At 73.8% G+C, this 14,562-nt stretch carries 11 protein-coding genes; 7 read left to right on the top strand and 4 right to left on the bottom strand.

Annotated elements, in window-relative coordinates; all coding sequences use genetic code 11:
* The first annotated feature begins 865 nt into the window (after window positions 1-865).
* On the top strand, window positions 866-1,852 hold the full coding sequence (locus tag QIS99_RS23935) for an acetylxylan esterase (protein WP_282515681.1): 987 nt from the start codon (window positions 866-868) through the stop codon (window positions 1,850-1,852).
* Between the two features lie 95 nt (window positions 1,853-1,947).
* A complete protein-coding gene (locus QIS99_RS23930; RefSeq protein WP_282515680.1) occupies window positions 1,948-3,057 on the top strand; it encodes a M23 family metallopeptidase in 1,110 nt (369 codons plus the stop codon).
* A gap of 80 nt (window positions 3,058-3,137) precedes the next feature.
* On the opposite strand, the gene QIS99_RS23925 is transcribed toward QIS99_RS23930, so the two are convergent.
* Window positions 3,138-4,166: a DMT family transporter gene (locus QIS99_RS23925; protein ID WP_282515679.1), complete on the bottom strand. Its 1,029-nt coding sequence runs from the start codon at window positions 4,164-4,166 to the stop codon at window positions 3,138-3,140.
* A 240-nt stretch (window positions 4,167-4,406) separates the two neighbouring features.
* Between QIS99_RS23925 and QIS99_RS23920 the strand changes: the two genes are divergently transcribed.
* The 3 genes from QIS99_RS23920 (at window position 4,407) to QIS99_RS23910 (ending at window position 8,480) form a co-directional block, all read left to right on the top strand.
* Window positions 4,407-5,276, top strand: a complete 870-nt coding sequence (locus tag QIS99_RS23920; protein WP_282515678.1) for an IucA/IucC family C-terminal-domain containing protein — start codon at window positions 4,407-4,409, stop codon at window positions 5,274-5,276.
* Between the two features lie 190 nt (window positions 5,277-5,466).
* Complete coding sequence (locus QIS99_RS23915) at window positions 5,467-6,804, top strand: wax ester/triacylglycerol synthase family O-acyltransferase (RefSeq protein ID WP_282515677.1); 1,338 nt, start codon at window positions 5,467-5,469, stop codon at window positions 6,802-6,804.
* Between the two features lie 188 nt (window positions 6,805-6,992).
* Window positions 6,993-8,480, top strand: coding sequence for an SDR family NAD(P)-dependent oxidoreductase (locus QIS99_RS23910; RefSeq protein WP_282515676.1), 1,488 nt, complete (start codon window positions 6,993-6,995; stop codon window positions 8,478-8,480).
* 43 nt (window positions 8,481-8,523) lie between these two features.
* On the opposite strand, the gene QIS99_RS23905 is transcribed toward QIS99_RS23910, so the two are convergent.
* Window positions 8,524-9,129 (bottom strand): HD domain-containing protein, encoded by a 606-nt coding sequence (locus QIS99_RS23905; protein WP_282515675.1) that lies wholly within the window; start codon window positions 9,127-9,129, stop codon window positions 8,524-8,526.
* 909 nt (window positions 9,130-10,038) lie between these two features.
* Here QIS99_RS23905 and QIS99_RS23900 point away from each other — a divergent pair.
* Window positions 10,039-10,209, top strand: a complete 171-nt coding sequence (locus QIS99_RS23900) for a hypothetical protein (protein ID WP_282515674.1) — start codon at window positions 10,039-10,041, stop codon at window positions 10,207-10,209.
* 190 nt (window positions 10,210-10,399) lie between these two features.
* Here the strand turns inward: QIS99_RS23900 and QIS99_RS23895 are convergent, their stop codons facing one another.
* Complete coding sequence (locus tag QIS99_RS23895; protein WP_282515673.1) at window positions 10,400-12,052, bottom strand: amidohydrolase; 1,653 nt, start codon at window positions 12,050-12,052, stop codon at window positions 10,400-10,402.
* Between the two features lie 191 nt (window positions 12,053-12,243).
* Between QIS99_RS23895 and QIS99_RS23890 the strand changes: the two genes are divergently transcribed.
* Window positions 12,244-12,951: a TetR/AcrR family transcriptional regulator gene (locus tag QIS99_RS23890; RefSeq protein WP_282515672.1), complete on the top strand. Its 708-nt coding sequence runs from the start codon at window positions 12,244-12,246 to the stop codon at window positions 12,949-12,951.
* On the opposite strand, the gene QIS99_RS23885 is transcribed toward QIS99_RS23890, so the two are convergent.
* A complete protein-coding gene (locus QIS99_RS23885; RefSeq protein ID WP_282515671.1) occupies window positions 12,939-14,375 on the bottom strand; it encodes a lipase maturation factor family protein in 1,437 nt (478 codons plus the stop codon). The two genes, QIS99_RS23890 and QIS99_RS23885, sit on opposite strands and share 13 nt — an antisense overlap.
* Window positions 14,376-14,562: the final 187 nt, after the last annotated feature.

The following is a 14,562-nucleotide window of genomic DNA, read 5'->3' as shown; positions in this document are numbered from 1 at the left end:
ACGCGTCAATGGTAGGGAGCCCGCGGCCCGCACCGCCCCGTCGTCCCTTCCGAGGCGGCGGACCGGACGCGAGGTGGGACCGTTCACGCTGAGGCGGTTGGTGTTGCGGGGCGGGCGCCGGGCGCACAGGGTGGCTGTGCGGTGCCGCGGCGCTGCTTGTCCGGTGCCCGCCCCGCAACCGCCCGGTGCCCGTCCGCAGGTCGGCCGACGATGCCGGTAAGCGCGGATCCGTAGGCGTGGACTTGTCGTACGCGGGAACGCGTGGCCTAGGAGGAGTTCCCCATGACGCACCCCGTCCCCGATCCGGTACCTCCCGGTCCGACCCCCGGCCCGGAACCGGTGCCTCCCGGCCCGGCGCCCGGCCCCGGCCCCTCACCCGGCCCAGGTCCCGGCCCAGGTCCAGGTCCCGGCCCAGGTCCAGGTCCCGGCCCAGGTCCAGGTCCCGGCCCAGGTCCAGGCCCCGGCCCCGGTCCCGAGCCGCAGCCCGACCCCGGGCCCTTCCCGTCGCCCATCCCGGACCCGCAGCCGGGGCCCGCCCCCGAGCCGCAGCCGTCCCCGATCCCGAAGCCGCCGGGACCCGACCCGGTCCCGGAACCAGAACCCGCGCCGGGACCCATGCGGTAGCCGCCGGGACCCAGGCGGTAGCCGCCGGGACCCAGGCGGTAGCCGCCGGGACCCAGGCGGTAGCCCTGGATCCGCAAACTAACTGAGCCCCCCTCTGGCCATCACCCCCGCCATCGGAAATGCTTCCGTCGAAGCCGCACCGATGACGGGAGTGACGACGCGTCCGTCGACGACGAGTCAACAGAAGACGAGTCAACACAAGACGAGTCAACACAAGACGAGTCAGAGGAGACTGCCGCTCATGGCGTTGTTCGACCTGCCCCTCGACCAGCTCCGCACCTACCGCCCCCACCACCCCGCACCGCCGGACTTCGACGAGTTCTGGCTGAAGACGCTGGCCGAGGCGCGCGAGCACGATCTGGGGGCGCGGTTCGAACCGGTCGACGTGCCGCTCACCGGGGTCCAGGTCCTCGACGTGACGTACGCGGGCTACGGCGGCCACCCCGTCAAGGGCTGGCTCATCCTCCCCGCGCACGCCGCCGCCGCGGGCGACCCGCTGCCCGCGGTGGTCGAGTACATCGGGTACGGCGGCGGCCGCGGCCTCCCGCACATGCATCTGCTGTGGGCCGCCGCCGGGTTCGCGCACTTTGTGATGGACACCCGGGGCCAGGGCAGCGGCGGCTGGGCGCAGGGCGACACCCCCGATCCGGTGGGGAGTCCACCCGCGTACCCGGGGTTCCTGACGCGCGGCGTCGAGGACCCGCACGCCTACTACTACCGGCGCGTTTTCACGGACGCCGTCCGGGCCGTGGAGGCCGCGCGCTCGCACCCGCTGGTGGACTCCGCGCGCGTCGCCGTGGCCGGGGGCAGCCAGGGCGGCGGCATCTCGATCGCGGTGGGCGGACTCGTCCCCGACCTGGCGGCGGTCCTGCCGGACGTGCCGTTCCTCTGCGACTTCCCGCGCGCCGCGACCCTCACGGACCATCCGCCGTACAACGAGATCGGCCTGTACCTCAAGTCCCGCAGGATCGGCGGCGATTCGGTCTTCCGTACGCTGTCCTACTTCGACGGCGTGCACTTCGCGGCCCGCGCCCACGCCCCCGCCCTGTTCTCGGTCGCGCTGCAGGACCTGACGTGCCCGCCGTCGACGGTGTTCGGGGCGTTCAACGCGTACGCGGGCGAGGAGAAGACGATCGAGGTGTACGAGTTCAACGAGCACGAGGGCGGCGGACCATACCAGCAGCAGGCCCAACTCCGCTGGCTCCCCAGGTACTTGACCGCCCGGTGACCCGGACTCTTGTCAGGCGCCGCGGCGGGCGCCTACGTTGGCGGCGCTCGGCGCATCGGGGGACATCAGGGCACGCGGCTTCGAGGGGAACGCTCATGGGCTTACGCGGCCGGCACCGCCGGTACAAGGCGAGCAGGATCAACCGGGCCTCGCTCACCGTCACGGCCGGCGGGGCCGGAATGGCGCTCCCGCTGGTCGGCGGCGGCGACACCGTGCACGCGGCCGAGGGTCGCCAACTCGTCGGCCACGCACAGCAGTTCACCGTCGCCGAGAAGGTCCTCCGGGTCCAGGGCCTGGGCCAGACCCAGACCCAGACCCAGCCCCAGACCCAGACCCAGCCCCAGACCCAGCCCCAGACCCAGACCCAGACCCAGGCTCAGACTCAGGCCCCCGCCGCCGTACGGCCCGAGAGCACCCCGCAGTCGAACGCGGGCAAGGCCGAGCTCTACACGGTCGTACAAGGCGACAGCCTCTCCGCGATCGCGGGCGCCGAGGACGTGGCGGGCGGCTGGCAGGGCCTGTACGCGGCGAACCGCAAGGTGATCGGGACGGACCCGGACCTGATCCTGCCGGGCCAGCGGCTGACGCTGCGCGGCGGAGCGACGGCGGACGGGCGCAGCCGGGAAGCCCCGAAGCCCGAGGCCGAGCCGGACCCGAAGCCGGACCCGGACCCGGACCCGAAGCCCAAGCCGGACCCGGAACCGAAGCCCAAGCCCGAGCCGGACCCGAAGCCCAAGTCCACGCGCGAATCCCAGCCGGAGAAGGAGAAGCAGGCCGAGGAGGCCTCCGTGCCGCAGCGGGGCGGGCTCAGCGCCCCCGTCGCGGCGGGCCCCAGCACCCCGTACCGCGCGGCGGGCGATTCCTGGGCGAGCGGCTATCACACCGGCGTCGACTTCCCGGTGCCGATCGGCACATCCGTGCGGGCCGTCGCCGGGGGCCGGGTCGTCTCGGCGGGCTGGGGCGGCGCGTACGGCTACGAGGTGGTGATCCGGCACGCCGACGGCAGGTACAGCCAGTACGCTCACCTGTCCGCGCTCACCGTGCGGGCCGGGCAGGACGTCGCCCCGGGCCGACGCATCGCCCGCTCCGGCTCCACCGGCAACTCCACGGGCCCCCACCTGCACCTGGAGATCCGGACCGGCCCCGGCTACGGCTCGGACGTGGACCCGCTGGCGTATCTGCGGGCGGGCGGCGTGCGCATCTGACGGCCCGCGAGGTCAATACCGCTCCCAGTGCCGGACCCGGTGCCGGACCCGGTGCCGGACCCGGTGCCGGACCCGCGGGTTCAAGACCGCACCCGGTGCCAGAAGTGCCGTTCGCCCGGGCCCGGCGGCTGGTCCGGGATGTCGTCGAGGCGGCGCAGCTCGGCCGGGTCCAGGTCGCCCAGACCGTCGAGCGCCGCCGGGTCGTCCGGCACCGCAGGCATCCCCGGGACGGAGGTGTGCGGGGCCGCGTGCGCGTGCGCGGCCTCCGTACGCGCGGCCTCCGTACGACCGATGCGCTCCGTCGTCAGCATGACCAGACCGCCCGCCGCGAGCACGCCGAACAGCAGCGCGCCGACCGCGCCCGCCGTGCCGTACCGGAACGTCTCCCCGAACAGGGTCAGGCCGACGGCCGCGGCCACCACCGGGTTCACCACCGTCACGACCGCGAGCGGGACCGCGAGGCCCGCGCCCCGGTAGGCGGCCTGCGAGAGCAGCAGGCCGCCGGTCGCGAGGACCGCGATGACGACGAGGCTGGACGCGCCGCTCAGGCCGACACCCGAGGTCAGGTCCACGGCGACCGTCTTCGTGAACACGGAGGCGATACCGAACGCGATGCCCGAGGCCGTCGCGAGCAGCACACTGCGCGCCACCGGAATCCGGGCCGCCGCCCGCGCCGCCGCCAGCAGCGCGGCGACCGCGGCGAACGTCACGAGGGCGACCGAAACACGCTCGGGGCCCGCGAGCGTGTCCGACCCGGCGTTCCCGGCGAGCGAGAGCAGTCCGGCGAGGCCCACCGTCGCCAGGACCGCGCCGCGCCAGGCGGCGGGCCCGGCCCCGCGGCCGACGAACAGGGCCGCCATCGGCAGCGCGAACACGATGGTCAGCGCGCCCAGCGGCTGCACCAGGCTGAGCGGACCGAACGCGAGCGCCACCACGTGCAGGACGGCGCCCAGGCCGTTGAGGCCCACGGCGACCCACCAGCCGGGGCGGCGCACCGGCGCGTACGTGTGGGTGTCGGAGACCGCCACGCGCTCCTGCACGATCGCGCCGCCGGCGTAGGCGACGGCGGAGACGAGGGAGAGCAGCGCTGCCAGTGCGAGGGCGCTCATCGGCGCCTCCTTGCCAGGTCCTGCGGGTGCTGCGGGTGCTGCGGGTGCTGCGGGTCCTGTGGGTCATGCGGTGAACGGTCGCCTTCCATAACGTCCACGATGACGCCGGCATTCCGCTTCGTCGTCGTCCCTGAGCAGGCATTCCCTCGTACTGCCGATGGAGTAGACCCCGGTGCCGCGTCCAACCGGCGGTGCTGACCCGTGGCCGGGCCTGCGCCGGGCGCCCGTCATCATGGGCGCGTGGATCTTCGACTGCTCTCCTCCGTCGGCGGCTTCTTCGCCCTGCGTACGGGACGGCCGGACGGTGGACCGGACGGTGCCGTTCCGCTGGCGCGGGTGTACCGGGAGCCGTTGGTGTACCGGGAGTACGGGGTGCACCGGGCGTACGAGGCAGGCCCGGAGCCCGCCGACGACCCCCTCGCCTTCCGCGTCGACAAGGTGACCGCGAGCCTCGGGGCGCCCGAGGCGAGGATCGGGGCGTCCGTGGCCCAGCTGGGGCTCGCCGCACGGCTCTGGTCGGTGAGCCTGGGCGCCGCGGCGCTGTACGGCCGGGTCCTGGACCTCGACCCCGGGCGGCTGCGCTGGGACCCGGACGGCACGAGCCCGGACGACCTGTGGCTCGACGAGGCGCACACGCCGCCCCTCGACGGGCCGTCCACGACCGACCCGCTCGCCGCGACCGACCCGCTCGCCGCGACCGACCGGCTGACCACGACCGACGGCCTCGCCGTGAGCGACCTGCTCGCCACGACCGACCAGCTCGCCGCGAGCGTCCTCGACGGGCACCTCGTCCCGCTCGGCGCGGCCCTGCGCCGCCGCCACCGGATCGCCGAGCCGCTGCTCTGGGGCAACGCGGGCTCCGCGCTCGCCGGGGCCGTCCGCGAGCTGCACACCTGGGCCCGGCGCGAGGGCCGGCCCGAGGCCGCCGCCCGCGCCCTCGCCCTGGGCACGGCCCTGTTCCGGCGCCCGGAGCTGGCCGCCACGGGGACCCTCGACACCACCGCCCGGCCCCCGCGGTTCCGCCGCCGCAGCTGCTGCCTCTACTACCGCTGCCCCGGCGCCGGCGTCTGCGGCGACTGCTGCTTCGACCGCCCGCCGGGCCGGAACTGACCGGACCCGCACCCCGGTCGCCACAGGTTGCCGTGCACCCGCACGCCCCGCCGAAGTGGCCGGTGTGGTGGCCGGGATGGGCGAGGAAAGGCTTAATCTGCTCGTAACGCTACGTGTCCTGAACGTACTTGACCGTAGTCGCCCGGGAGAGATTGACTCGGGCTCCCCGTCGCCGACGCGAGAGCAAGCCATGACCCCTGACCTGCTCGCCCCCCTCGACCTGGCCTTCTGGAACATCGAGTCCGACCGCCACCCGATGCACCTCGGCGCCCTCGGAGTCTTCGCCGCCGACTCCCCGGAGGTCGCGCGGCACGCGGCCACACTCCTCGCCGCCCGAGCCGTCGCCGTACCGGGCCTGCGGATGCGCATCCGCGACGCGTGGCTGCCCTTCGGAGGCGCCGTACGGACCCCGGACGCCGACTTCGACCCCGCCCGGCACGTCCATCTGGCCTGCGTGGCCCGGGACTTCCACGCGGCGGCGGGCGAGCTGATGGAACGGCCCCTCGACCGGGCGCGGCCGCCGTGGGAGGTGCACGTCCTGCCCGGCCCGGACGGCGCGTCGTTCGCGGTCCTGTTCAAGTTCCACCACGCCCTCGCGGACGGCCTGCGCGCGCTCACACTCGCCGCGGGCGTCCTCGACCCGCTGCCGGAGGCGACGGCGCCCCGCCGGAACCGCCCCGCCCCCACGGCGACCGCCCCCGCCCTCCGCGTCCCCGACCTCTCCGACACCCTCGACCTGGTCCGCCGCCGCGTCGGCGAGGTCGGCCAGGCCCTGGACATCGGCGCCTCCGTGGCCCGCGCCACCTGGGGCTACCTCGACGCCGCCCCGGCCCTCACCGCCGACGCCACCGGTACGCGCCGCACCGCCGGCGTCGTCGTCGACATCGACGACATCCACCGCATCCGCAAGCGCACCGGCGGCACCGTCAACGACGTCCTGATCGCCGCGGTCGCCGGCGCCCTGCGCCGCTGGCTCACCGAGCGCGGCGAGAGCGCCGACGGGGTCCGCCCCCGCGCCCTGATCCCGGTGTCCCGCCGCCGCCCGCGCGACGCCCACCCCGGTGGCAACCGCCTCTCCGGCTACCTGATCCGGCTCCCCGTCGCCGAGCCCGACCCGCTGGAGCGGCTGCGTACGGTCCGTACCGCCATGGACCGCAACAAGGAGGCGGGCCCCAACCGCGGAGCGGGTGCCGTCGCCCTGCTCGCCGACCACGTGCCGCCGCTCGGCCACCGGCTCGGCGGCCCCGTCGTCGCCCAGGCCGCCCGGCTGCTCTTCGACATCCTCGTCACGAGCGTCCCGCTGCCCGGCGTCGGCCTGCGCCTCGGCGGCTGCCCGCTCACCGCCGTCTACCCCTTCGCGCCGCTCGCCCAGGGCCAGTCCCTCGCGGTCGCGGTCTCCACGTACCGCGGCAACGTCCACTACGGCCTGATCGCCGACGCCGAATCCGTCCCGGACCTGGACCGCCTGGCTCAGGCGCTGCGGGCGGAGATCGCGGAGCTGGGGGAGGCGGCGGACGGGGCCGTGTAGCGGGTCGGCGGGGGCAGGGGTGGCGTACGCACAGCAACGGCCCGGGTACGGGGAGCTCATCCCCGTGCCCGCGCCCCCGCGAGGGTTTGGCCAACCGTCCCACCCCTACGTAAAGTTCCCTCTTCGGAACTTCCCGCGACCCCGCCGCCCCCCGCGCGCGGGGCCCGAGCGAGCACGAGGAAACGGCCATGACGGTTGCCCCCGAGGCGGCGGACGAGACCCAGACGTACGGTCCGGGGATCGACCCCGACCGGCTGGCCATCTGCCTCAGCGTGCTCGACGAACTGGACAAGCTGGACGTCGACCACCCCGACGCGATCGCCGTGCGCCGCGCCACCGCCGGCATCTACCGCACCGTGAAGCAGCGCCGCCGGCAGGAGCGCCGCGCCGCCAAGACCGCCCACGACAAGGCCGTCACCGAGGCCACCGCCACCGGCTCCGCCGAGCGCATCGACGACGAGACCGAAGGGCTGCTGCCGTCGTCGCAGACCGAGGAGGGGAAGATCGCGGGGATACTCCAGCGCCCCCGCTCCTGCTACATCTGCAAGGCCCGGTACGTCGAGGTCGACTACTTCTACCACCAGCTCTGCCGGCAGTGCGCCGCCGAGAACCGCGCCCGGCGTGAGGCCCGCGCCGACCTCAGCGGCAAGCGCGCCCTGCTCACCGGCGGCCGCGCCAAGATCGGCATGTACATCGCGCTGCGCCTGCTCCGCGACGGCGCGCACACCACGATCACCACGCGCTTCCCCAAGGACGCCATCCGCCGCTTCAAGGCCATGGACGACTCCGCGGAGTGGATGCACCGCCTGGAGGTCGTCGGCATCGACCTGCGCGACCCGGCGCAGGCCGTCGCCCTCGCCGACCAGGTCGCCGAGCAGGGCCCCCTCGACATCCTGATCAACAACGCCACGCAGACGGTACGCCGACTGCCCTCCGCGTACGCCGCCCTCGTCGACGGCGAGAGCGCGCCGCTGCCCGCCGGTGAGCTGCCCGCCCACCACGTCATCGGCGCCTTCGGCTCCGGCGCGGTCGATGGAATCGCCTCGCTGCCCGCCGGGATCAGCGGCATGGACGCACAGGCGGTCGCCGACCTCGCCCTGGTGGCGGGCAACGCGAGCCTGGAGCGGCACGTCGCGGGCACCGCCATAGACGCGGGCGGGCTCGTCCCCGACGTCGTCGACACCAACACCTGGGTGCAGACCATCGAGCAGATCTCCCCGGTCGAGCTCCTGGAGACCCAACTCTGCAACTACACCGCCCCGTTCATCCTCATCTCCAAGCTGCGCCCGGCCATGGCCGAGGCGGCGAAGAAGGCGGCGAGCGGCCGCGCGTACATCGTGAACGTCTCCGCGATGGAGGGCGTGTTCAGCCGCGGCTACAAGGGCGCCGGACACCCCAACACCAACGCCGCGAAGGCCGCGATGAACATGGTGACGCGCACCAGCGGCCAGGAGATGTTCCAGGCCGACCAGATCCTGATGACCTCGGTCGACACCGGCTGGATCACCGACGAGCGCCCGCACTACGACAAGCTCCGCCTCGCCGACGAGGGCTTCCACGCCCCCCTCGACCTGATCGACGGCGCGGCCCGCGTCTACGACCCGGTCGTGCGCGGCGAGCACGGCGAGGACCTGTACGGCGTCTTCCTGAAGGACTACGCCGTCTCCAAGTGGTAGACGCACTGCGCGTGCGGGCCTGGATGAACCCTGGGGGCAACTCCTAGTTCACGGTCACCCCCGGCGGCAGCAGCGCGTGTCCCGCCGCGAGGAGTTCGAGGACGGGCCGCCAGTCCTCAAGCACCCCCGCGTCCAGCTCCACCACCCGCGCCGCCTCCGCCGCCTGCCGCAGCGCCACCGCCTCCTCCGCCAGCGGATCCCGTACGAACGCGTCCGCCTCCCGCGCCGGCATGGTGCCGCCCCGCTCCGCGATCCGCCGCACGCTCCACGGGGGCAGCGGGCGGCCCGGCTCGACCGCGGCGAGGTACCGCTCGGCGTGCACATGCAGGCGTACGAGGCGTGCGACCCGGCCGCCGAGCAGGGTGTGCAGGGCGTCGGCGGCCGCGTCCGCGAGGTCCGCGTGGGCCGCGGCGCCGGGGTGCAACAGCAGCTCGATGTCCTGGATCAGCCCTGCGACCTGCAACTCCTTGTCGCTGGGGCGGGACCGGCGCAGCAGGGCCGCGGTCCGCAGGGCGTGATCGAGCAGGTCGAGCGGTGCGTCGCCGCCGTGCTCGGGCGGCACTGCGTACGCGCCCCGGCCGGAGTAGAGGAGTTGCATCAGCTCGTCGACGGTCCGCGGCGCCCTCTGCGGCGCCCTCCATGGCTCCATGCGCGGCTCCCTCCGGGCTCGGTGCCGGTGTCGCAGCACACCATGCCCGCCTGACGCTGCGACCAACGCGGCGTTAACCTCGTACGCCTCCTGGTCCATGTGGGGTACGCGACACGCCGTGCGGCACCCCTTCTGGACTCCCTGCCGCGCGAACCCGGTGGGCCGCGCCTAGCGTTTCCACGCGTCGGACCGGTTTCTGTCGGGACGTCAGAAACCGGTCATCTGTGCGGAGGAAAAAGGGGAGTTGTTGATGCAAGCGATAGCACGAGCCTCGGCGCGTGCGGCGGCGGCGCTCATGCCGGTCGCCTTCGTGACGGGAACCGTGACTGCCACGTTTCCTCGGGTACGCCGCCGGGGCGTCCACGAGAGCTGAAGACGGAAAACGTACGCGCGAGGGCCGGTGCCGCACCGCTGATGCGGCACCGGCCCTCGCGCGTACGCACACCCGACCGAGCGCACGCGCGCCTCCTGGTACCCCCTCGCCGCCCGGCCCTTCGCGCCGTCAAGCCCTGGGCCAAACAAGGTAAAGGGGCCATTCGGGTGATTAGTGACAAAAAGGACATGTGCTCGATGTCCGACGCAACAGCGGCCGGAGGGTGCGGAGTCCAGGATCTCCGAGGTGGATTGTGGTCGAATCAATGCGACGAATCGCGATAAAGCGGACGACTTTTGGCCCCATCGAGCAGCGGGCCGCTCATTTGGTTACGCTGTACGGAACGGACAGCCAAAAGGGGTCCCACCAACACCCATGGCCCGTCCTGGGGCAAGCCGGTCACCCGGCCTCGCCCCGTACGAGTACCGGCGCCACCGCGTCCGAACTGCCCAGATCGAGCCCTACGGTCAGCGGCGCCCGGTAATCGGGGACGCGCCGGAGCGACCGGGGGTTACCCGACACATAAGGAGTGCGCGGTGACACCAGACAAGACGAACAGCGATCAACGCCCGAAGGAACACAGCGAGCGCAAGAGCCGGCCCGAAGAGCTGGGCAGTCTCGATGTGTGGGCCCGTTCCGCGCCGATCAGGCTCGCGGGGTACGAGGACGATCTCGCCGAGCCGCACATCCTCCAGGGCGTCGACTGACCCTCCGGGAGTCGACCGGCCCCCACGGGCCGACCGATCGCACCGGGCCCCCGCGGACCACCGTCCGCCGGGGCCCGACGCATGCCCGGGCCCCGGCGCGGGCGTGAGCGCCGCATGGACCCTCGCCCCGTACCCCCGGCCCCGTACCCCGGCCCCCGGCCCTGTCACTCCGCCCTGTCACTCCGCCCTGTCACTCCGCCCCGAACACCCGCAGGCCGCCCACGAAGGTCTGTTCCACGCGGGTCGTGCCGATCTCCTCCGCCGGGCCGGCGAACGGGTCGCGGTCGAGGACCGCGAAGTCCGCGAGGAAGCCGGGCGCGAGGGCGCCGGTCACCTCGTCCAGGTGGTTCACGTACGCGCTGCCCGCCGTGTACGCGGCGAGCGCCGAGCCCAGGTCGATGCGCTGTTCGGGCAGGAACACCGGGGTGCCGTGCGGGGCTTCGGGCAGGACGCGGTTGACCGCGACATGCAGGGCCTGCAGCGGGTCGGGGCTGGACACCGGCCAGTCGCTGCCCGCCGCGAGCGTCGCCCCGGACCGCAGCAGCGCCGCGAACGGGTACTGCTGTCCGCTCCGCTCAGGACCGAGGAACGGGATCGTCAGGTCGTCCATCTGCGGCTCGTGCGCCGCCCACAGCGCCTGCAGGTTGGCGCTCGCGCCCAACTCCCGGAACCTGCCGATGTCGTCGGGGTGCACGACCTGCAGATGCGCCAGGTGCGGGCGCGTGTCCGAGAAGCCGTTGGCCCGCCGCGCCGCCTCCACCGCGTCCAGCGCCTCCCGCACCGCCCGGTCGCCGAGCGCGTGGAAGTGCACCTGGAACCCGTGCGCGTCAAGCTCGGTGACGTACGACTGCAGCTCCTTCGGCGGTACGAAGCTGATGCCGCTGTTGTCCGACATGCAGCCGCAGCCGTCGAGGTACGGGCCGAGCAGCGCCGCCGTGCCGTTCTCCGCCACGCCGTCCTGCATGATCTTCACGGTCGAGCAGCGCAGCCGCCCGCGCGTGCCCGCCGCGCGCCGTGCGAGCAGCTCCTCGATCTGCTCGGTGCCGCGCGCCCGGTCCCACCACAGTGCGCCCACCACGCGCGCCGTGAGCCGCCCGTCCGCCGCTGTGGCCAGGTACGCGTCCGTCGGGTCGGTGAGGTTGGCGTGCTCGCCGAGGATGGCGTCCTGCCAGGCCGTGACGCCGAGCGAGTGCAGCAACTCCTGGGCGCGCAGCAGGCCTTGGACCTTCTCCTCCAGGGTGACCGGCGGCAGCAGCCGGCCGATCAGGTTGGCGGCGCCCTCCTGCAGCATGCCGGTCGGCGTGCCGTCCGCGTGCCGCTCGATGCGGCCGTCGGCCGGGTCGGGGGTGCGGGCGTCGATGCCGGCGCGTTCCAGGGCGCGCGAGTTGACCCACGCGCCGTGGTGGTCGCGGTTGACCAGGTACACGGGCCGGTCCGGTACGAGCGCGTCGAGCTCGGCGGCCGTGGGCAGCCCGCCGGGGAACGCCTCCATCGCCCAGCCGCCCCCGGTGATCCACGCGGCGTCCGGGTCGGCCCGCGCGTACGCCGCGATCCGCTCCCGGTAGGCGGCGAGCGTCGTCGCCCCGCTCAGGTCGCACTGGCCCATCTCCAGGCCGCCGCCGACCGGGTGGACGTGCGCGTCCTGGAACCCGGGGATCAGCAACTTGCCGCGCAGATCGACGACTTCGGTGCGCGGGCCGATCAGCTCCCGCACCTCGTCGTGGCCGACGGCGACGATGCGCTCCCCGCGCACGGCCAGGGACGTGGCGCGCGCCCGCGCGGGGGACAGGGTGTGGACCGGGCCGCCGGTGAGGACGAGGTCGGCGGGTGCGGTGTCGGACATGAAGGCTCCTTGAGGGTGCGGAAGCGCGGAGGGGCGGAGGGAACGGAGGAGGGCGGAGGGGGTGGAGGGGGCGGAGGGGGTGGAGGGGGTGGAGGGCACGAGACAACAGCCTTGCCAACCTTGCGTCAATGGTGTTGACATAAGGGTGGCAGGCGTACGACGGCGATACGACCCAGCGGGAGGCGGCCGGTATGGGGGCGGGACGGATTCCGGCGGAGCGGCGCCGGCGCAGGCCCACCAAGAGCGGTGTGGTGCTCTCCGAGGAGCTGATCGTCGACCGCGCGCTGACCCTGGTCGGGCAGCACGGCCCGGAGGCGCTCAGCGTGCGCCGCCTCGGCGCCGCGCTCGGCTGCGACCCCAGCGCCGTCTACCGGTACTTCCACCACACCGACGACCTGCTCCTCGCGATCGCCGACCGGCTCATCGGCGAGGCCCTCGACGGCTTCGCGCCCGGCGCCGACTGGGTGGCGGGCCTGCGCGAGATGGCCCACCGCATCCACCGCAGCTACCGTGCCCACCCCCGCATCGCCGCCCTCGCCGCGTACCGCGTGACCCGCCGCCCGCACGAGTTCCGCGCCGTGGACACCGGCATCGGCCTGCTGCGGCGCGCGGGCTTCGACGCGGCGGACGCGGTACGGCACTACGCGGCGTTCGTCGACACGGTCCTCGGGCACGCCGCCCTGGACGCGGCGCATCTCGCGCTCGGGGCGCGGCAGCGGGTGGCGGACGAGGCGGCGTGGACGGACGCGTATCAGTCCGTGCCGGCCGAGGAGTATCCCCAACTCTCCGCTGTGCGCGAGCAGTTGCCGCTCATGGCGGACGGGTCGTTCGACCGGGCGATCGAGCTGCTGCTCTCGGCGCTGGCCGCGCGGGCGGGCGGCACCGGCTACCGGCCGTGATCCGCGGGCGTGTCGAGCCGGGTCGGCGGCCAGAACTCGCGCACGTACGTGCGGTGCCACCACGCCCCGGTCTGCCGCAGCTCGCGCCAGGTGGTGTAGCGGTAGCGGTAGAGGCGGGCACGCACGTACGTGGGCGGCTCGTCCGGGAACGGGTTGTGGCCGAGGAGCCGCAGCGTGTCCCGGTCGTTGGTCAGCAGCCGCTCCAGCAACGGGCCGAACCACGGGCGCGCGTACGCGGGGGAGAGCCCGGCGAACCACATCAGCCAGTCGAGCCGCAGATGGTACGGGGCGAACTGGCGCGGCAGCCGCCGCACGTCGCCCGGCTTGCCCTTGAAGCCGTACTCGCGCCACGCCGAACCGTCCGCCGACGGCACCCGCGCGTTCGTACCCTCGACGACGACCTCGGTCCGCACCCGGCCGATGCTGCCGAAGGCGCCGTACGTGTTGACCAGATGCAGCGGGTCGAAGGAGGTGTTCATGACCTGCCTGCGGGACAGCAGATTGCGGACCGGGTGGTAGCTGAGCCCCGCGACCCCGCAGGTGACGGCGGTGACGACCACCGCGTACCAGAGCGGCACCGCCGGGAACGCGGGCGGCGGGCCGCCGGACAGCGGGGACCAGTCGATCGCCGAAAGGGCGAGCGTCACGGTGATCCAGTTCAGCCAGGAGAAGTTGCCCGACAGGATCAGCCACAGCTGGGTGAGGACCATCAGACCGGCCGCGTACGAGGCGACCGGCTGCGGCGTGAACAGCACGAACGGGACGCCGAGTTGGGTGACGTGGTTGGCCGCCGTCTCCACGCGGTGCAGCGGGCGCGGCAGATGGTGGAAGAACCAGCTCAGCGGTCCCGGCATCGGCTGGGTCTCGTGGTGGTAGTAGAGGCAGGTCAGATCGCGCCAGCAGCGGTCGCCGCGCATCTTGATGAGCCCGGCCCCGAACTCCACCCGGAACAGCACCCAGCGCAGCAGGAAGAGCACCAGGACCGGCGGGCCCGCCTCGTCGTTGCCGAGGAACACCGCGAGGAAGCCGACCTCCAGGAGCAGTGACTCCCAGCCGAAGGCGTACCAGGTCTGCCCCACGTTCACGATCGACAGATACAGCGCCCACGGCACCAGCCAGAGCAGCATCGCCGCCCACAGCGGCACCAGACCGTCCACCCCCGCGAGCAGCGCCGCCGACCAGAGCACCCCCGTCCACGCGGTGACGGCGAACAGCCGGTCGGAGTAGCGCAGTTGGAACAGGCTGGGCGCCCGCCGCCACGGCACCCGTGCCACGAACCGCGGCACCGGCAGCATCCCGCGCTCCCCGATCAGCGCCCGGAACTGCAGCGCGGCCGTGAGGAACGCGACCAGATACAGGGCGGCGAGGGCCCGCTGGAAGATCAGGCGGGCGAGCCAGTAACCGGAATCCGTGAACCACTCCACGTGCCCCATTGTGACGCCGCCCGCGCCTCCCGGACTCGGCTTGCGGGGGCGTGCCGCCGCCCGCGGACAGTGAGGGGCGAGGGGACCCGGACGGGCAGACGGTCCCGTCGCCGTCGCAGCCGGACGCGTTCAACGGCTGACCCGTCCCCCACCCGCTCCGCGCGGACAGGACCCCCCTGGCCAGGCA

Source organism: Streptomyces solicavernae (assembly GCF_029968095.1).
GTDB lineage: Bacteria > Actinomycetota > Actinomycetes > Streptomycetales > Streptomycetaceae > Streptomyces > Streptomyces solicavernae.
This window is presented reverse-complemented; position numbering and strand designations above follow the sequence as displayed.

Excerpts from the sequence above, each read along its gene's own strand:
- QIS99_RS23895 (WP_282515673.1), bottom strand. The coding sequence starts at position 12,052 with ATGTCCGACACCGCACCCGCCGACCTCGTCCTCACCGGCGGCCCGGTC.
- QIS99_RS23890 (WP_282515672.1), top strand. The coding sequence starts at position 12,244 with ATGGGGGCGGGACGGATTCCGGCGGAGCGGCGCCGGCGCAGGCCCACC.
- QIS99_RS23935 (WP_282515681.1), top strand. The coding sequence starts at position 866 with ATGGCGTTGTTCGACCTGCCCCTCGACCAGCTCCGCACCTACCGCCCC.
- QIS99_RS23930 (WP_282515680.1), top strand. The coding sequence starts at position 1,948 with ATGGGCTTACGCGGCCGGCACCGCCGGTACAAGGCGAGCAGGATCAAC.
- QIS99_RS23925 (WP_282515679.1), bottom strand. The coding sequence starts at position 4,166 with ATGAGCGCCCTCGCACTGGCAGCGCTGCTCTCCCTCGTCTCCGCCGTC.
- QIS99_RS23915 (WP_282515677.1), top strand. The coding sequence starts at position 5,467 with ATGACCCCTGACCTGCTCGCCCCCCTCGACCTGGCCTTCTGGAACATC.
- QIS99_RS23910 (WP_282515676.1), top strand. The coding sequence starts at position 6,993 with ATGACGGTTGCCCCCGAGGCGGCGGACGAGACCCAGACGTACGGTCCG.
- QIS99_RS23905 (WP_282515675.1), bottom strand. The coding sequence starts at position 9,129 with ATGGAGCCATGGAGGGCGCCGCAGAGGGCGCCGCGGACCGTCGACGAG.